The organism is Variovorax rhizosphaerae, from assembly GCF_037889975.1.
GTDB lineage: Bacteria > Pseudomonadota > Gammaproteobacteria > Burkholderiales > Burkholderiaceae_C > Variovorax > Variovorax rhizosphaerae.
The window spans coordinates 277,357-294,243 of record NZ_JBBKZT010000011.1; the positions used below are offsets into that span (position 1 = coordinate 277,357).

Annotated in this window: 16 protein-coding genes; 11 read left to right on the forward strand and 5 right to left on the reverse strand. The window is 66.6% G+C overall.

Annotation, left to right across the window (positions count from 1 at the left end; all coding sequences use genetic code 11):
- Positions 1 to 240 precede the first annotated feature (240 nt).
- Entirely contained in the window at positions 241 to 1,173 is a 933-nt protein-coding gene (gene xerD / locus WKW82_RS23975) for a site-specific tyrosine recombinase XerD (protein WP_340344843.1), read from the reverse strand.
- A 64-nt stretch (positions 1,174 to 1,237) separates the two neighbouring features.
- On the reverse strand, positions 1,238 to 2,206 hold the full coding sequence (locus tag WKW82_RS23980) for a tripartite tricarboxylate transporter substrate binding protein BugE (protein ID WP_422823569.1): 969 nt from the start codon (positions 2,204 to 2,206) through the stop codon (positions 1,238 to 1,240).
- A 99-nt stretch (positions 2,207 to 2,305) separates the two neighbouring features.
- Here WKW82_RS23980 and WKW82_RS23985 point away from each other — a divergent pair, with 99 nt between their 5' ends.
- Positions 2,306 to 3,262 (forward strand): AEC family transporter, encoded by a 957-nt coding sequence (locus WKW82_RS23985; protein ID WP_340344865.1) that lies wholly within the window; start codon positions 2,306 to 2,308, stop codon positions 3,260 to 3,262.
- Here WKW82_RS23985 and queG read toward each other — a convergent pair.
- Complete coding sequence (gene queG / locus WKW82_RS23990) at positions 3,172 to 4,332, reverse strand: tRNA epoxyqueuosine(34) reductase QueG (protein WP_340344845.1); 1,161 nt, start codon at positions 4,330 to 4,332, stop codon at positions 3,172 to 3,174. The two genes, WKW82_RS23985 and queG, sit on opposite strands and share 91 nt — an antisense overlap.
- On the opposite strand from queG, the gene tsaE reads away from it, so the two are divergent.
- From tsaE to WKW82_RS24005, 3 genes are all read left to right on the forward strand, one after another.
- On the forward strand, positions 4,318 to 4,818 hold the full coding sequence (gene tsaE / locus WKW82_RS23995) for a tRNA (adenosine(37)-N6)-threonylcarbamoyltransferase complex ATPase subunit type 1 TsaE (protein ID WP_340344846.1): 501 nt from the start codon (positions 4,318 to 4,320) through the stop codon (positions 4,816 to 4,818). The two genes, queG and tsaE, sit on opposite strands and share 15 nt — an antisense overlap.
- Before the next feature lie 207 nt (positions 4,819 to 5,025).
- The gene (locus tag WKW82_RS24000) at positions 5,026 to 6,513 is read left to right on the forward strand and encodes an N-acetylmuramoyl-L-alanine amidase (protein WP_340344847.1); all 1,488 of its coding nucleotides are present in this window, start codon (positions 5,026 to 5,028) and stop codon (positions 6,511 to 6,513) included.
- A gap of 146 nt (positions 6,514 to 6,659) precedes the next feature.
- Positions 6,660 to 6,938 (forward strand): glycine zipper domain-containing protein, encoded by a 279-nt coding sequence (locus WKW82_RS24005; protein WP_340344848.1) that lies wholly within the window; start codon positions 6,660 to 6,662, stop codon positions 6,936 to 6,938.
- A gap of 407 nt (positions 6,939 to 7,345) precedes the next feature.
- Here the strand turns inward: WKW82_RS24005 and WKW82_RS24010 are convergent, their stop codons facing one another.
- Complete coding sequence (locus WKW82_RS24010; RefSeq protein WP_340344849.1) at positions 7,346 to 8,008, reverse strand: DedA family protein; 663 nt, start codon at positions 8,006 to 8,008, stop codon at positions 7,346 to 7,348.
- A 538-nt stretch (positions 8,009 to 8,546) separates the two neighbouring features.
- Between WKW82_RS24010 and mutL the strand changes: the two genes are divergently transcribed.
- From mutL to WKW82_RS24035, 5 genes are all read left to right on the forward strand, one after another.
- Positions 8,547 to 10,421 carry a DNA mismatch repair endonuclease MutL gene (gene mutL / locus WKW82_RS24015; RefSeq protein WP_340344850.1) on the forward strand — a complete coding sequence of 625 codons (1,875 nt, stop codon included), beginning with the start codon at positions 8,547 to 8,549 and terminating at the stop codon, positions 10,419 to 10,421.
- Between the two features lie 117 nt (positions 10,422 to 10,538).
- On the forward strand, positions 10,539 to 11,480 hold the full coding sequence (locus tag WKW82_RS24020) for an alpha/beta hydrolase (RefSeq protein ID WP_340344851.1): 942 nt from the start codon (positions 10,539 to 10,541) through the stop codon (positions 11,478 to 11,480).
- Between the two features lie 171 nt (positions 11,481 to 11,651).
- Positions 11,652 to 12,668, forward strand: a complete 1,017-nt coding sequence (gene miaA, locus WKW82_RS24025; protein WP_422823566.1) for a tRNA (adenosine(37)-N6)-dimethylallyltransferase MiaA — start codon at positions 11,652 to 11,654, stop codon at positions 12,666 to 12,668.
- A 154-nt stretch (positions 12,669 to 12,822) separates the two neighbouring features.
- Complete coding sequence (locus WKW82_RS24030; protein WP_340344852.1) at positions 12,823 to 13,470, forward strand: ABC transporter ATP-binding protein; 648 nt, start codon at positions 12,823 to 12,825, stop codon at positions 13,468 to 13,470.
- A 208-nt stretch (positions 13,471 to 13,678) separates the two neighbouring features.
- Positions 13,679 to 14,149: a hypothetical protein gene (locus tag WKW82_RS24035; RefSeq protein WP_340344853.1), complete on the forward strand. Its 471-nt coding sequence runs from the start codon at positions 13,679 to 13,681 to the stop codon at positions 14,147 to 14,149.
- Here WKW82_RS24035 and WKW82_RS24040 read toward each other — a convergent pair.
- Positions 14,098 to 14,736 carry a flavin reductase family protein gene (locus WKW82_RS24040; protein WP_340344854.1) on the reverse strand — a complete coding sequence of 213 codons (639 nt, stop codon included), beginning with the start codon at positions 14,734 to 14,736 and terminating at the stop codon, positions 14,098 to 14,100. The two genes, WKW82_RS24035 and WKW82_RS24040, sit on opposite strands and share 52 nt — an antisense overlap.
- Before the next feature lie 365 nt (positions 14,737 to 15,101).
- On the opposite strand from WKW82_RS24040, the gene WKW82_RS24045 reads away from it, so the two are divergent.
- Together WKW82_RS24045 and WKW82_RS24050 are read left to right on the forward strand one after the other, a co-directional pair.
- Positions 15,102 to 15,458, forward strand: a complete 357-nt coding sequence (locus tag WKW82_RS24045) for a YciI family protein (protein ID WP_340335542.1) — start codon at positions 15,102 to 15,104, stop codon at positions 15,456 to 15,458.
- A complete protein-coding gene (locus WKW82_RS24050; RefSeq protein ID WP_340344855.1) occupies positions 15,455 to 16,684 on the forward strand; it encodes an RNA polymerase sigma factor in 1,230 nt (409 codons plus the stop codon). Before WKW82_RS24045 ends, WKW82_RS24050 begins: the two co-directional genes overlap by 4 nt.
- Positions 16,685 to 16,887 lie beyond the last annotated feature (203 nt).

Sequence of the window (16,887 nt, forward strand, 5' to 3'; positions counted from 1 at the left end):
AGCGCCTTCGAAACCGGCTTTGCTTGGCCGCTGGGTGTAACCCCCTTGAGGCACTGAGGACTGCAGTTTCGAGCACGCCGTGCAGGCTTGGACGCCCCGCAAGAGCGATCGCCGCGACTCGCCGTCTCGTACGAAGTCACGGACTGGAATCTGTACTCACCTGTCACCAGCCCGCGGGTCGCCCAACGGTTGGCTCCGGCAACGGCCCGGCGCCGCAGGCGCTACGGGGATGGGCTTGACTCAGCCGCGCGGATGGTGCTGCGCGTGCAACTGCTTCAAGCGCTCGCGCGCGACGTGGGTGTAGATCGTCGTCGTCGAGATGTCGGCATGGCCCAGCAACAGTTGCACCGCGCGCAGGTCGGCGCCATGGTTGAGCAGGTGCGTGGCGAATGCGTGGCGCAAGGTGTGCGGCGACAGCGGCACGTGGATGCCGGCACGCAGCGCGTGCTTCTTCACGATGATCCAGAACATCACGCGCGTCATGCCCGAGCCACGCGCGGTGACGAACAGATCGTCGGTTTGCTGGCCATCGAGAATGTCGGGGCGCGCCTCCTTGAGATAGCGCTCGATCCATCGCCGCGCCTCGCCGCCGAAGGGCACAAGCCGCTCCTTGCTGCCCTTGCCGACGACGCGCAGCACGCCATCGTTGAGGCTCATGTTCAGCACCTTGAGCGTGACCAGTTCGCTCACGCGCAGCCCACTCGCGTACATCAGTTCGAGCATCGCGCGATCGCGCAGCCCGAGCGGCGTGTCAACCTCCGGCGCGGCGAGCAGGTCTTCCACGTGTTGCTCGGTCAGTGTCTTGGGCACCCGCAGCGACTGCCGCGCGGGGCTCAGGCGCAGGGTCGGATCGGCGGTGATGCGACGCTCCCGCAATGCCCATCGGAAGTAGCGCTTGAACACGGTGAGCCTCCGATTGGCAGAGGACGCCTTGCCCGTTTCCTTGTCCTTTCCCTTGCCCTTCTCGGCAAGCTTGGCTCCCATGTAGGCCTGGATGTCATGCTCCTGCGTCGCATCCAGCGCAACGTTGCGCTCCGCCAGCCAGCGCTCGAACAGTTCGAGGTCGCGGCGGTAGGCCTCCAGCGTGTTGTTCGCCAGGCCGTGCTCCAGCCACAGCGCATCGACGAAATCCGTGATGGCGGAGCTTTGGGAAGGGGTCGCGACGGCGGTCATGGGCGCAACCATACCCAAATTGAAAAAGCCGCCCGCAGGCGGCTTCCGGCAGACAGCGCCGTGCTCAGTCCAAGGTGAGCTTCTGCTTCTTCACCACGTCCTTGTAGACCGCGAATTCCGCCTTGATCTGCGCCGCGAACTGCTCAGGCGTGTTGGCCACGATCAGCGAACCGGTGTCCTCGATGCGCTTCCTGACCGCTGGATCTTCCACCGACTTCTTCACGCCGTCGGCGATCTTGTCGACGATTTCCTTGGGCAGGTTCTTCGGTCCGAGGATGCCGTAGTAGGCCATGCGATTGACCGGCTCCAGCCCGACTTCCTTGAAGGTCGGCACGTTGGGCAATTCCTTCAGCCGCTGCGGCGCGGACACCACGATAGGCACCAGCCGGCCCGACTTGATGAAGGGCATCGCCGAAGGGATGTTGTCGAACATGATCATCACCTGGCCGGCCACCACGTCGTTCAGCGCCGGGCCTGCGCCGCGGTAGGGAATGTGCGTGACGAAGGTGCCGGTCAGGCTCTTGTAAAGCTCCATCAGCAGGTGGCCGATGCCGCCGGTGCCGGACGAGGCATACGAATACTTGCCGGGGCTCTTCTTCAGCACTTCGACGAACTCGGCGTAGTTCTTCGCCGGGAAGCTCGGGTTCACCGCGATGATGTTGGGCGTGGCGGCGATGTTGGTGATGGGCGTGAAATCGGTGATCGGGTCATAGGGCGTCTTCGGATTGATGGCCGGGTTGGCCGCCGTGCTCGACACCGTGGCCACGCCGAGCTTGTAGCCATCCGGCGCGGCCCGCGCGGTCTCCGCTGCCCCGACGATGCCGCCGCCGCCCGGCCGATTGATCACGATCACCGGCTGCCCCAGCGCCTTGGCCAGGGGCTCGGAGATGACCCGGGCCACGATGTCGGTGGTGCCACCGGGCGCGAAGGGCACGCTCAATTCGATCGGCTTGTTGGGATAGCCCTGGGCCCACGCCTGGCCTGTGAAAGCAACAAGTGCGGCGGCGCCTGCGCCCCATTGACGACGATTCAACATATCAAACCTCTCCAGTGCAAATTTGAAAGCATGCGCCGCATGCTAGCGGCATGCCTGTCAGGAAGCGACCTGAAATACCCCGAGCAACCGCCGCTTATGCTCGGCCGTGCGCCATTAGACGCGCTGCAATCCTGCGAGACAGCCCCCGTGAACCATGCGCAACTGCTCTTCCCCGACTTCTCGCTGATCGCCTGCGGCTGGCTCTTGTGCCGCTTCACCGCACTCGACCGCCGCGTGTGGGACCAGGTCGAAAGCCTCGTCTACTACTTCCTGTTTCCGGTGCTGCTGTTCCATTCGATCGTGCGAAGCCCGTTCGACTTCGCGGCGACGTCGAGCATGCTCGGGGCCGGCGTAGCGATGAGTCTGTGCGGCGTGGGGTTGTCGTATGCCCTGCCCTACCTTCCCTGGCTGGGCCGCTACATCGATCGCGCCGACCACGCGGCCAGCGCGCAGGTTTCGTTCCGCTTCAATTCCTTCATCTGCCTCGCACTGGCCGATCGACTCGCGGGGCCACAAGGTCTTTTGCTCATCGCGGTGTTGATCGGCGTGTGCGTTCCGTTGTTGAACGTGGCCGCGGTGTGGCCGATGGCCCGTCATGCGCAAACGGGCTTCTTGCGTCAGTTGATACGCAACCCGCTGATCATCGCGACCGCGACCGGCCTGCTGGCCAACGTGCTCGGCTTCAGGGTCCCGCCATGGCTGGAGCCCACGCTCTCGCGCATCGGCGCCGCCTCGCTCGCACTGGGCCTGATGGCCGCGGGTGCGGGCATGCAGTTCGCCACGCTGGCCCGCGCCAAGGTGCTGGCGACGTGCGTGCTTTCGATCCGGCACCTGATCCTGCCGCTGATGGCTTTCGGCCTGTCGCGCCTGCTGCACCTGGAGCCGACCCAAACCAGCGTGCTGATGGCCTTCTCCGCCGTGCCCACGGCCTCCAGTGCCTACGTGCTCGCGGCACGCATGGGCTACAACGGGCCGTTCGTGGCGGGACTGGTGACGCTGTCGACGACGCTGGGCGTATTGAGCCTGCCGTTCGCGCTGGGCGTGCTGAGGTAGGCAGACTGTTCGAGCGCCCATTCGACATGCTCGCGCACCAGCGCAGACGGATGCGCAAGCCGCGCCCTCAGCGCGTCAACCAATCGCCCGTCCGACGGCGTTATGCGTAGAGCGTTGCCGAGCCCCACGGCCAGGTTGCGCAACCATCGCTCATGCCCGATGCGACGAATCGGGCTGCCCTCCGTCATTCGAAGGAACTCGTCCTCGGTCCACGCACTCAACTCCGCCAGATGCCGCCCCGTCAAACCCTCCCTCGGATCGAAGTCCGGCAACGCGCTGCGGCGTGCGAACTTGTTCCAGGGGCAGATCAACTGGCAGTCATCGCAGCCGTAGATGCGGTTGCCGATCAAGGGCCTCAGTTCGATCGGGATCGATCCGGCATGCTCGATGGTGAGGTAGGAGATGCAGCGCCGCGCATCGAGCCGATGTGCGCTCAGGATCGCCTGCGTCGGGCAGATGTCGATGCAGGCCGTGCAGCTTCCGCAATGCGGCGTCACGGGTTCGCTCGCAGGCAGCGCCATGTCGACATAGATCTCGCCCAGAAAGAACATCGAGCCCGCCTCGCGGTCCAGCACCAGCGTGTGCTTGCCACGCCAACCCTGGCCGCTGCGCGCAGCCAGTTCGGCCTCCAGCACTGGCGCCGAATCGGTGAAGACGCGGTGCCCGAACGGCCCGACTTCCAGTGCGATTTGATCGGCCAGCTTTTGCAGGCGCGAACGCAGCACCTTGTGATAGTCGCGCCCTCGTGCGTAGAGCGACACGATGGCCTCGCCCGGCCGCGTGAGCCGATCGAACTCGATGGCCTGCCAATCATCGGGCGTGTCGCGCGGGAGGTAGTTCATGCGCGCGGTGATCACGCTCACCGTGCCCGGCACCAACTCGGCCGGTCGCGCGCGACGCGCACCGTGGGCCGCCATGTAGTGCATGTCGCCGTGGAAGCCTTCGGCCAGCCAGGCCATCAGACCGGGCTCGGCGCTGGACAAGTCGATGCCCGCCACGCCGATTTGGGAGAATCCGAGTTCCCGGGCCAGCGCCTGAATACGAATCACGAGTGGATGGCTGCCGATCACCTGCCGATTGTAGAAACGCGAGACGCCGTGCGCGTCTGGCACACCGAAGAGGACACCGCGGCCTTTGCACAGACCTTGGCGCACAAGCCGGCGCTACGCGATGCGTTTGTCGAGTTGCATGGCGACCTCGGCGCCGGCAAGACCACTTTCGTGCGGCATCTCCTTCGCGCGCTCGGCATCACCGGTCGCATCAAGAGCCCCACCTACGCCGTGGTCGAACCGCACGAGGCGCCCGACGGCCTTGCGATCTTTCACTTCGACTTCTACCGTTTCAGTGACCCCCAGGAATGGGAAGACGCCGGCTTCCGCGACATTTTCGCGGGGCCGGGCCTCAAACTCGCCGAATGGCCAGAAAACGCCGCAGGCCGCATTCCGCTTGCAGACCTTGCTATTAAAATCGAAGCAATGACCGACCAATCCCGTAGCGTGCACCTTCGCGCGAACACCGCCCGCGGCCGGCAATTGCTGGCCGGCTTTGTTGAATGAGCTCAGCGCAGGGCGGTCCCAATCGAGCTCGCGCCCCCTTGGGGGGCAGCGAGGATACGAAGTGCCGAGCGTGGGGGCTCCTGGATTCAGCGCAGGGCCGCCCCAAGCAAGCTCGCACCCCTTTGGGGGCGAGGACACGAAGTGCCGAGTGCGGGGGCAGCGATGAGCGCTGAGCAAGGCCGGTCCAGGCAACACGCGACGAGCGCCATGCACGCGAGTCGCCGCAACCTCTTGAAGGCCGGCAGCCTGGTGTTGTTGCTCGGTGTCCAAGAAATCGCGCACGGCGCAACCATCGTCGCCGTGCGCGTCTGGCCTGCGGCGGACTACACCCGCGTCACCATCGAATCCGACGGGCGCCTGCAAACACAGCAACTCGTGGTCGGCAACCCGCCGCGCCTGGCGCTCGACATCGAAGGTATCGAACTGAACCCCGCGCTGCGCGAACTGGTCGGCAAGATCAAGCCAGGTGATCCGTACATCAACGGCTTGCGCGTCGGCCAGAACTCGCCGAACGTGGTGCGCATCGTGTTCGACCTGAAGCAGCCGGTGATTCCGCAAGTGTTCTCGCTCGCACCGGTGGCCGCCTACCAGAACCGGATGGTGCTCGACCTGTATCCGCAGCAGGCCGTCGATCCGATGGAGGCGCTCATCGCCGAGCGTCTGCGCGATGCGCCTGCCTCCACCGCCAAGGGCAATGCAGACACCACGGTGGCCGGCATTTCCCCGCGCGAGTTGCCGCGCGCTGGCGAGCCACAGAACCCCACCCGCGCCGCACAACCCACTGGCGACGCCCTGGGCGACCTGATGGCCCAGCAATCGATGCGGCCGGCGCCAGCGCAAGACGCAGGTCGCAGTGGCTCGCCGTCGCTCGTGGCACCGCCGACTTTGCCCGCGGTCGTGGGCGTCGCCCCGGTCAAGCCGCCGCCCGCCGCCGCACCGGCCAGTCCCAGTGTCGCCACCGCCAGCCGCACCGATCGGCTCATCATCGTCGCGCTCGACCCTGGCCATGGCGGCGAAGACCCTGGTGCCACCGGACCGGCCGGCACCCGCGAGAAAGACATCGTGCTGCAGGTCGCCTTCAAGCTGCGCGACCGCATCAATGCGGGCAGCGTGAACGGCAATCCGATGCGCGCCTTCCTGACGCGCGACGCCGACTTCTTCGTGCCACTGGGCGTGCGCGTGCAGAAGGCGCGCCGGGTGCAGGCCGACCTGTTCGTGAGCATCCATGCCGATGCCTTCACCACGCCCGCCGCACGCGGTGCGAGCGTGTTTGCGCTGAGCCAGGGCGGCGCTTCGAGCAGCGCGGCACGCTGGCTGGCCAACAAGGAGAACGAGGCTGACAAGGTCGGCGGCATCAATGTCGGCGGCCACGAGGCGCAGGTTCAACGCGCCCTGCTCGACATGAGCACGACGGCCCAGATCAACGACAGCCTGAAGCTTGGCGGTGCCATGCTCGGCGAGATCCGGAACGTGGGCCGCCTGCACAAGGGCCAGGTGGAACAGGCGAGCTTTGCGGTGTTGAAGGCGCCTGACATTCCGAGCGTGCTGGTCGAGACCGCGTTCATCAGCAATCCTGAAGAAGAAGCCAATCTGCGCCGCGTGAGCTACCAGGAGAACCTGGCGGATGCGTTGATGCGCGGCATCCAGCGCTACTTTGCGCAGAATCCCCCGGTGGCTCGCAGCCGTCAGTTGTAGAGCCAACGAACGCCGGCATATGGGTGGGCTTTGTGCGCGCAAAAGGCCCGCGCAGTGTCGCGCAGGCAGCCGGGACTGACTCCTACACCGCGTTCGCAGCGCCTTCCCACAATGGTTCCATCATTCAAGATGAAAAGGTGGACATCATGAAAGCACGTCTCTGGATCGTGGCCGCTGCAGCCACATCAGCAATGACCTTGGTTGGCTGCGCGGGGACTGGCCCCAACCAGCAACTCGGCGTGGCAGGTGGCGCGGTGGGTGGCGCGTTGATTGGCCAAGCCATCGGCCACAACACCGCGGCAACGGTCGGCGGCGCGGCGATTGGCGGCCTGATCGGCAACGAGGTGGGCCGCAATGCGGACCAGCGCAATTACAACGAGCGGTCCCGCAACAACTATTACCCCTACAACGGTCCGAGCAATTGAGCGAGTGGGACGACCTGGCCGGCTTCAGCATCTGCCGGCCAAACAAGAATGGCGTGTCTTCGGCACGCCGTTTTCATGTTGGGGTCGGCAACTGAAGTTCAGGGTGGCCGCCGCGCCGACGCAGCCGCCATCGCAAGGTAGGCCCGCGTCATGGCCATGGCTTGGATCGCCCACGGATGATGGGCCAAGTCGTGTTCTTCGCGGACTAGAACAGGTAAACGGACCGCGGAGCCAATATTTTCCAGGAGTTCTGCGTACTCGGAGCTGTCGGTTTGCGGCGGTTGCATCGATTGGATGCTAAGCGGTGGCGGTGGAGGTGCAACTGGCCGCGAGGTGTAGGAATTCACAATAGAAGTACAAAGTCACCTATTGTTTCCTAAATTAAGGGCAACGCGTTTTTCGAGCCCTTATTTCTGCAGCGCCGCGCGCTGACGTTCGGCGCGTCCTGCGCGCCATGCGCCAAGAATCGCCATCACGCCGGGTATGAAGATCAGCGCCCAGATGATCTTGTCGAGGTGTTGACGCACGAACGGCAGGTTGCCGAAGAAATAGCCAGCCGTCACGATCCCGAGCACCCAGACCAAGGCGCCCACGACGTTGAACATCGTGAACTTGGCGCGATTCATCGCGGCCACGCCGGCCACGAACGGTGCGAAAGTACGAATGAAAGGCATGAAGCGCGCCAGGATCACCGTCACGCCGCCGTAGCGCTCATAGAAGGCGTGCGCCTGGTCGAAGGCCTTGCGATTGAACAGCTTGGAGTCCTCCCACTGGAAGACCTTCGGCCCGAAGAACTTTCCGATCGCGAAGTTGGACTGGTCCCCCAGGATGGCCGCGGCAATCAGCACCGTGCAGGCCAGCGGATAGCTCATGTGGCCCACGCCGCACAGTGCGCCAACGATGAAGAGGAGCGAATCACCGGGGAGGAACGGCATCACCACGACGCCGGTCTCGACAAAGACGATCAGGAAAAGCAGCGCGTAGACCCAAGGGCCATAGGCGATGACGAATGCTTCGAGGTGTTTGTCGACGTGAAGGATAAAGTCGATGAGAAAACTGAGTATGTCCATGGTGGGAGATTATCCGGGGGGCTTCGGAGGCCGCCCGCACAGGTGCCGAACGGGACGGGCATCCGCCACGGAATTCGCCTCGATTCCACCGCCGCCAGCGACCGACCTTCATTCATGTCCTCATTTCTCGTGCTGCATTGGCGCATGGGCTCAATTGCTGCGGCAGCCCTTTTCGCCTTCCTTGTCTCTGCGTTGGCTTGGCGGGCGAACTCCCTGAGCCGGCCGGTTCGGCGGGCCATCGGACGCGTGCCCCGTGGCCTTGCGGCCGGAGTCGTGGATATCGCCTGTGCCAATGGTCATCGTCTCGCGGGCTGGCGCTTTGGGGGGCATGGAAGGCGCGGGCGTTGTCGACCTGCATGCGTTTGCACCGGCGGCCTAAGAGGCGAGGATCGGGGCATTCCTCGCCCTCCAAATGCCCGGCCCCATCGCCCCCCGCGACCAGGCGACACGGGGGAGGACCTGAACGAATACTGCGGGGCGCGCAAGCTCGGAGCGCGCCCTCGCGGCACCTGTTCGGAGCCTTCCCTAGAATTGCCGCGTGAATGCCCCTCTGCCGACCACCTCCACCCGCCGCCCGATCCGCGAACTGCCCGATGAGCTGATCAGCCAGATCGCGGCCGGCGAGGTGGTGGAGCGACCGGCATCGGTGGTGCGCGAACTGCTCGACAACGCCCTGGACGCCGGTGCCCGCGAAATCACGGTGCGGCTGTCGGCCGGCGGCGTGCGGCTGATTTCGGTGGAGGACGATGGCGCCGGGATTCCGCGCGAAGAGCTCACCGTGGCCTTGCGTCGCCACGCGACCAGCAAGATCGCCAGCCTCGACGAACTCGAGACAGTCGGCACCATGGGCTTTCGCGGCGAGGCGCTGGCGGCGATCAATGCCATTGCCGACCTGTCGCTGCTCTCGCGCGCGGCCGGCGCCGACCACGCCTGGGCGCTCGATGGCCGGACCGGGGAATTGCGTCCGGTGGCGCGGGCCGTCGGCACCACGCTCGAAGTGCGCGAGCTGTTCTACGCAACACCCGCGCGCCGCAAGTTCCTGAAGACTGACGCCACCGAACTCGCGCACTGCGTCGAGGCGGTGCGACGGCAGGCGTTGGCGCGGCCAGACGTCGGTTTCTCGATCTGGCACGAGGGCAAGCTCGTCGAGCAATGGCGCGCCGCCTCAGGCCCCGAGTTGCAGTTGCAGCGCCTGGCCGATGTGCTGGGCGACGAGTTCGTGGCGCAGAGCGTGGCGGTCGACCGCCCGGGTGGCGCCGTGCGCGTCGTCGGCCGCGCCGGCGTACCTGACGCCGCACGGTCTCGCGCGGACCAGCAGTACTTCTACGTCAACGGCCGCTTCGTGCGCGACAAGGTGCTGGCCCACGCGGTGCGCAGCGCCTACGAAGACGTGCTGCACGGCCAGCGCCAGCCGGTGTACGCGCTGTACCTGGAGATCGACCCGGCGCGTGTGGACGTGAACGTCCATCCGACCAAGATCGAAGTGCGCTTCCGCGACGGCCGCGAGGTACACCAGGCCGTCCGGCATGCGATCGAGGACGCGCTCGCTGTTCCGCGAGCGGGCGACGCGGCCAGCGCACCTGCCGCACCCTTCTTCAAACAGGCGGCGCCGGTCGAACCGGCGCGATGGGCGCAGCCGGCGATCCACTTCGCCTCGGAGCGCGGCCTCGGCGATGCCGCCGCGATGTGGCCCGGGCAACGATTCGAGCGGCCCGCGCTGGCGGATTCCCCGACCACGCAAGAGCCCGGCTTCCGGTCCGCCGCCACCCTTCCCGACGCTTTCCAGCCCGCCACACCGCTCCCCTCGACGGGCGACGCCAACGCGGACGCCTGGCCGCTGGGCCGCGCCATTGCCCAGCTCCAGGGCATCTACGTGCTGGCCGAGAACAGCCAGGGCCTGGTCATCGTCGACATGCACGCGGCCCACGAGCGCATCGTGTACGAGCGGCTCAAGAACCAACTGGACGGCGCCGCGATCACCAGCCAGCCGCTGCTGATTCCCGCCACCTTCGCCGCGACGGCGCAGGAGGTGGCCACGGCCGAGGCCTGCGCCGACGTGCTGGGGACGCTGGGCTTGGAGATCACGCCGTTTTCGCCGCGCACGCTGGCGGTGCGCGCCGTGCCCGGAACGCTGGCCGACGGCGATCCGGTCGAACTCGCCCGAAGCGTGCTCGCCGAACTGGGCCAGCACGACGCCAGCACGGTGGTGCAGCGGTCCCGGAACGAACTGCTGTCGACCATGGCCTGCCACGGCGCCGTGCGCGCCAACCGGCGCCTGACGCTGGACGAAATGAACGCGCTATTGCGGCAGATGGAGGCTACCGAACGCTCGGACCAGTGCAACCACGGACGTCCGACCTGGCGGCAACTTTCGCTGCGCGAATTGGATGCACTGTTCCTGCGGGGACGGTAACATCCTGAAACGTGTCGTCCGATCGGGCGGCACGCGCGTTGCATGACATTGCCGCGCGGCCATTGCTGGCAGGCCGCCCGGAACTTTCGCGCCAGCCAAGTCTCCCTTTTGCCACACATGAAACGTTGGTCCCTCCTCGCTTCGGCCATTACCTTGACTGCTCTCATCGCTAGCGGCTGTTCCACGCTAGACGAGCGCCAGCGCGAATGGATTTTCCAGCCCAGTGACCGAAGCTGGGGCAATACCGCCGACCAGACGGCCGGCATGGAGCAAGTCTGGATCGACTTCCGCTCCTCGCTCACCGGCGAGCCGGCCCGCCTGCACGGCCTCTGGCTGGGCGCGAAACCCGAGTCGCCCGACACGCCGGTGCTGCTGTACTTGCACGGCGCCCGCTACAACGTCAGCGGCTCGGCGCCCCGTATCCGGCGGATGAACGAGTTGGGTTTCTCGGTGCTGGCCATCGACTACCGCGGCTTCGGCAAGAGCACCAAGGGTTTACCCTCGGAAACCACCGCACGCGAGGATGCGCGCGCGGCCTGGACCTGGCTCGCGGCGCGGCATCCCCAGCAACGTCGCTACATCTTCGGGCACTCGCTGGGCGGCGCCATCGGCATCGACCTGGCGGCCAGCGTGAAAGACGAAAGCGGCGTTATCGTCGAGGGCACGTTTACCTCGATCTCGGACGTGGTCAGCAGCTTCAAGTGGGGCTGGCTGCCGTTCCAGCCTTTCATCACGCAGCCCTTCGATGCACTTGCCAAGGTCAAGGACATCGGCGCGCCGCTGCTGGTTGTGCACGGTGCGCTCGACAACCTGATCCGGCCCGAACTCGGCCGCAAGCTGTACGACGCCGCCGCGGGTCCGAAGAAGTTCGTACTGGTGCAAGGCGGCTCGCATCACAGCACCAACACGGTGGGCGGGACGGAGTACCGCGAGGCGCTGGAGCAACTGTTCAGTGTCAGGGCGCCTGACCTTTCATCGGCGGAGCAACAAGCTGCGCCGGTCGCCCCACCAGCGCGCGCAGCAGCCATGCGGCCGTACGACGGCGGGCGGCAGCTCTGAGCGTCTGAAACGACTCCGCCCGCAAACGCATGGCTGGGTTGGATCGGCTTGCCGTGCTACAGCACTGTCCACGGCGCTTCGACTTGTCGGCGCTTGATTGCGAAGTCGCGTGAAGCGTGCCTGACGGCCGGAGCGGCTTTCCGTGCCCGCCCGTTTGTTAACCTCGGGCGCATGCCCTCTTCCACCGCCGACATGGCCGCCTCCCGCCCGGCCCCCTCGGCGCCCTGGGTCGGCATCGCGGGCCCCACGGCCTGCGGCAAGACAGCCGCCGCGCTGGCACTGGCGCGCGAACGCGCGGTCGAGATCATCAGTGTCGATTCGGCGCTGGTCTATCGCGGGATGGACATCGGCACCGCGAAGCCCAGCGCCGCCGAACTGGCGGCGGTGCCGCACCACCTCATCGATATCTGTGACCCGAGCGAGAGCTACAACGCCGCCGCGTTTGTCGCGGACGCCACGCGGCTGATCGCGGCAATCCGCGCGCGTGGGCGGCTGCCGTTGCTGGTCGGCGGGACGATGCTGTACTTCAAGGCCCTGATCGATGGCATCGATGCGATGCCTGCCGCCGAACCCGCCGTGCGAGCCCGCCTCGATGCCGAAGGCGCCGCGCTGGGCTGGCCCGCGATGCATGCGAAGCTGGCCGAGGTCGACCCCGCCACCGCCGCCCGCCTGTCGCCGAACGACAGTCAGCGCATCCAGCGCGCGCTGGAGGTATGGCATGCGAGCGGGCAGCCGCTGTCGAGCTTTCACGCGGCGCGGAGTGCGGACCGTGCTGCTGCGGCCGGGTCGTCCACGGGCATTCTCTTTTCGCTGGAACCGGCGGACCGCGCGTGGCTGCACGAGCGCATCGCGCGCCGCTTCGATGCGATGCTGGACGCTGGCTTCCTCGACGAGGTGCGGGCGTTGCAGGCGCGCGGGGACCTGCGGCCGGACATGCCGTCGATGCGCTGCGTCGGCTATCGCCAGGCATGGGAATTCCTGGTCGAACAAGCGCACGGCCTTCTGTCTTCGAGCGACCGCGCAGCGCCATCCATGAGCGCGTTTCGTGAACGTGGCATCGCCGCCACCCGGCAGCTCGCCAAACGGCAAATCACCTGGCTGCGCAGCATGCCGGCCCGCCGCGTCATTCCCGCCGAGGCCCCTGACGCAACGGAGCAGCTGTTGCATGCTGCGGCGGGTATCGCATGAGCGCATCGCGGGGCCACTGCAAGCAAGCGAACTTGCGGCGCAGCGAGGCGATGCGATGCCGAACGCGGCGGCTCGACTCGATCGGCCAGCTCGGCTTCGCGCTCGCGGCCACCATGGTGCCTGGCCGAGTCGACGACCCATGTCGGAGGCCCCGGTGACCCTGCGGGTTGACGATCTTGCCAAGCGCTACGGGGATGCGACGGTGTTCGAGCATGTGTCGCTCGAAGTCTCGGCAGGTGAATTCGTCGCCATCGTCGGCGAATCGGGCGTGGGCAAATCCACGCTGCTCAATTGCATGGCCGGCCTGGACAGTTGGGACGCCGGGGGCGTGACGCACGACGGCGTCGCGCTGGCTACGCTTGACGATGAAGCCCGTGCACTCTGGCGCCGCCGCCACGTGGGCTTCGTTTTCCAGGCCTTTCATGTGCTGCCACACCTGGATGTCGCCCAGAACGTTGCCCTGCCCCTGATGCTGCTGGGCGTCCCGAATGCCGCTCGCGTGCAACACATGTTGTCCATCGTCGGCCTGAAAGGCTTGGGCGGCCGCCTGCCGCAACAGCTTTCCGGGGGGCAATTGCAGCGCGTGGCCATTGCGCGGGCGCTGGTGCATCGTCCCAGCCTGTTGCTGGCCGACGAGCCGACCGGCAATCTCGACCCCACGACCGCCGCCCGCGTCATGGATGTGCTGGTCGAGCAGACGCGCGAACACGGCGCTTCGCTGGTGCTGGTCACGCATTCGGAGGCGGCTGCAGCGCGTGCCGATCGGGTGCTGCATTTGCGTGCCGACGGCATTGCTGCCTGACCGATTACGGCGCATCCCTGCCGCTTTTTGCAAATGACGGGGTGTGCAGAAAAAGCATGCGCATCGGCACGATTCAATGAAAAGTAATTCCTAGTATTTACCCTATTTGAAGATGTCAAGAAATATTTCAGACAAGTCGCTGAAATGACCTTTCGAAACGCTTTGTCACACCCATACTGGAGGCCCTTCAGTACGAAATCATTCCGTTATGCCCAGCTTGCGTGAGGAATATTGCCAAGTCACCGACGCCCTCGAAGCCGCGTATCTCGCCGACAAGACCGCCTATGAGGCACTGCCCCGCCGCAACAAGGGCACCTGGGCGCTGCAACCGCCGCAGTCATGGCCGACCACCGACGAATTCAGTCCCTGGTTCGCGGCCCGCGTTACCTTGCTCAAGGCAGAGCAGCGCGTCTTGCAGGTGCTGCGCACGCGCTGTGCGCTGATTCGCCAGAACCTCGGGCACGCGGGCCCCGAATTACCGGATCACGCCGCCCCAGTTGAACAGACCATCGAGACCGCGCCGGACGAGTTCCACCCGACCGAGTTCATGCCCATGCACCCGAATGGCGACGAGCCGGGCCGCCGCGGCGCGACCGAGCGCCCCACGTCCAACGCACTGAATCTGGTTCAGCCCGGGCGCCGCATCCTGAACCGCAACTCCGGCGATATCTCGAAATAGTCGGCCGGCCCACCGCCCCGCAGGATCGGGCGCGCAGCGGCGGTGTCGTACACACCGTCCTTGATGAGCGACCGGTCGATGTGCACCGCGACCACCTCGCCCAGCGTCATCCAGGTCTCGATGTCGCGACCGTCGGCGGACTGCAACTGGAAGGACTGCGTGAGCCGGCATTCAAAGGCGACCGGGCTCTCGCCCACGCGCGGCGGTGAGACGAGACGCGATGGCACCTGCGTGAGGCCGGCCAGTTCGAACTCGTTGACCTCCGGCGGCACCATCGCGCAGCTCGCGTTCATCTGCTCGGCCAGCGCACGCGTGGCCAGGTTCCAGACGAACTCGCGCGTCTCGCGGATGTTGCGCACCGTGTCCTTGTAGCCGATGCTGGCGAAGCCGACGATGGGCGGCGTGTAGTTGAAGCCGTTGAAGAAGCTGTAGGGCGCGAGATTCACGCCGCCATTGGCGCCGCGCGAGGAGATCCAGCCGATCGGGCGCGGGCCGACGATCGAATTGAACGGGTCGTGCGGGAGGCCGGTGCCGTTGCGCGGCTCGTAGTAGTGCATGTCCGCCTGCAGCGGTGCCCCTGCGCTCATAAGGCAAGCTCTCTGTTTTTGACGGGTGCCGAAGCGCCGCAGCGATGCCCGAAGCAGAACTGCGCACCCCATCGCTCGTCGGCGGCGGACGAGCGGATCACGGGCGGGCGGTGGGGATGGCCTTCGGGCCGCCGGGCGGCTGCGACGACGGCGTCATCGGTGGGGAGTTGGAGCATGCATCGAAGATAGCCCATTGCGCCTCGGGACGTCGGGGCGTGGCCCTGCGAAGGCCGATCTTGCTTGCCGTGTGCGAGGGCCCAGGCCAGTGCGCGATTTTTTCAGTCGCGCTGTCGAAACGCACCGCCCCCACGCGTCATGGAGGCGAGCCATACTGCTCATCAACCCCTTCCCCAAGGAGCCAGACCATGCAATACATGCTGATGTTCTACGTCACCCCCGATGACCTCGCCAAGTACGGCGACGAGCGCGCCGAAGCGCACAAGGCCAGCTGGATGGCCTATGTGGGCGCGGTCTACGGCTCCGGCACCGTCGTCAGCGGCGACGGCCTGCTGCCGCCCTCCACCGCCACTACGCTGCGCGTGCGCGGCGACAAGCGGCAGGTGCAGGACGGCCCCTTCGCCGACACCAAGGAGCAACTCGGCGGCTACTTCGTGCTCGACGTGCCGCACGTCGACGCCGCGCTGGAATGGGCCGCGCGCGCGCCCTGCGCCTCGACCGGCGGCGTGGAAGTGCGCCCCGTGATGCCGCGCGACGCGATGTGAACGCGGAGGCGGCACGCCATGCCGCCGAACGTGCGGCGCGCGACTCCTACGGCCGACTGCTGTCGATCCTCTCGGCACGCACGCGCGACATCGCGCTGGCCGAGGATGCGCTCGCCGATGCATTCGAAAGCGCCCTGGAAACCTGGCCGCGCACCGGGGTGCCCGACAACCCCGCCGCCTGGCTGGTGACGGCCGCGCGGCGCAACACGCTCGATGCATGGCGTCACGACCAGGTGCATGCGGCCGCGGCGCAGACGCTGCACCTGCTGGCCGACGAGTTCACCGAGAGCGAGGCCGCGGGCGCGGTGCCGGACGAGCGGCTGCGCCTGCTCTTCGTCTGCGCGCATCCCGCCATCGACGCGGCAGCGCGCACGCCGCTGATGCTGCAAACCGTGCTCGGCCTCGACGTGCAGCGCATGGCCGGCGCCTTCCTCACCGCGCCGGCCACCCTGGGCCAGCGACTGACGCGCGCCAAGTCGCGCATCCGGCAGGCCGGCATCCCCTTCGAATTCCCCGAGGCGCGCGACCTGCCGGAGCGCCTGCTCGACGTGCTCGACGGCATCTACGCCGCCTATGGCACCGGTTGGGACGACATCGACGGCACCGACAGCACGCGCCGGCTCAGCAACGAAGCGATCGAGCTGTGCGCCCTGCTCTGCCGCTTGCTGCCCGCCGAGCCGGAGCCGCTGGGACTGCTGGCGCTGATGCTGTTCTGCGAATCACGCGCGTCGGCGCGCCGCGACGCCGTCGGGGCCTATGTGCCACTGGATGCGCAAGACACCGCTTACTGGAACCGCACGATGATCGACGAGGCCGAGCACGCGCTGCGGCACGCGGCGAGCTTCTCGGCGCCTGGGCCCTATCAACTTGAAGCAGCTATCCAATCAGCTCACACGCAGCGGCGACTCGGCGCCGACGTGCCCGCGGCTGCGTTGGTGTCGCTCTACGACGGGCTGTTGGCGCTGCGGCCGAGCGTGGGCGCGCAAGTCAGCCGATGCTGCGCGGTGGCGCGTGCCGATGGGCCTCTTGCAGGACTTGCTGCGCTCGATCTGCTGGATGCCGGCATGGTGATGAACTACCAGCCGTGGTGGGCGGCGCGCGCCCATCTGCTGGCGGAGGCCGGGCAGAAGTCGGAAGCCCTGGCCGCGTATCAACGCGCGATCGGCCTCAGCGCACACCCGGCCGTGCGGGCGCATCTGGCGCGCGTCGCGGCGCTTGTTGCCTGAAATGAAACCCCAGCCCCGAATGCGTCTGCGGCGCTCCCCCTTGTATCTTCCGATTTGGTATTTTTAGTCGTTGTGGGAGGCGGTGGGCAAGTGGTCAGAGGTTTGCGCGGTGGGCAACGCGAAGCGTTGTCCACGGCAAGCAAGCCGGTTCGAGCAAAGCTCGAACTGTCCACTTGTCCACCGCCTGGCCCCGGCGTGGTTTT

What these genes read in the sequence shown, in the direction of transcription:
- WKW82_RS24035 (WP_340344853.1), top strand. Translation starts at nt 13,679, where the DNA reads ATGCCCAGCTTGCGTGAGGAATATTGCCAAGTCACCGACGCCCTCGAA.
- WKW82_RS24000 (WP_340344847.1), top strand. Translation starts at nt 5,026, where the DNA reads ATGCACGCGAGTCGCCGCAACCTCTTGAAGGCCGGCAGCCTGGTGTTG.
- WKW82_RS24040 (WP_340344854.1), bottom strand. Translation starts at nt 14,736, where the DNA reads ATGAGCGCAGGGGCACCGCTGCAGGCGGACATGCACTACTACGAGCCG.
- WKW82_RS24005 (WP_340344848.1), top strand. Translation starts at nt 6,660, where the DNA reads ATGAAAGCACGTCTCTGGATCGTGGCCGCTGCAGCCACATCAGCAATG.
- miaA (WP_422823566.1), top strand. Translation starts at nt 11,652, where the DNA reads ATGCCCTCTTCCACCGCCGACATGGCCGCCTCCCGCCCGGCCCCCTCG.
- WKW82_RS23985 (WP_340344865.1), top strand. Translation starts at nt 2,306, where the DNA reads ATGCTCGGCCGTGCGCCATTAGACGCGCTGCAATCCTGCGAGACAGCC.
- WKW82_RS24020 (WP_340344851.1), top strand. Translation starts at nt 10,539, where the DNA reads ATGAAACGTTGGTCCCTCCTCGCTTCGGCCATTACCTTGACTGCTCTC.
- tsaE (WP_340344846.1), top strand. Translation starts at nt 4,318, where the DNA reads ATGGCTGCCGATCACCTGCCGATTGTAGAAACGCGAGACGCCGTGCGC.
- xerD (WP_340344843.1), bottom strand. Translation starts at nt 1,173, where the DNA reads ATGACCGCCGTCGCGACCCCTTCCCAAAGCTCCGCCATCACGGATTTC.
- WKW82_RS24010 (WP_340344849.1), bottom strand. Translation starts at nt 8,008, where the DNA reads ATGGACATACTCAGTTTTCTCATCGACTTTATCCTTCACGTCGACAAA.
- WKW82_RS24045 (WP_340335542.1), top strand. Translation starts at nt 15,102, where the DNA reads ATGCAATACATGCTGATGTTCTACGTCACCCCCGATGACCTCGCCAAG.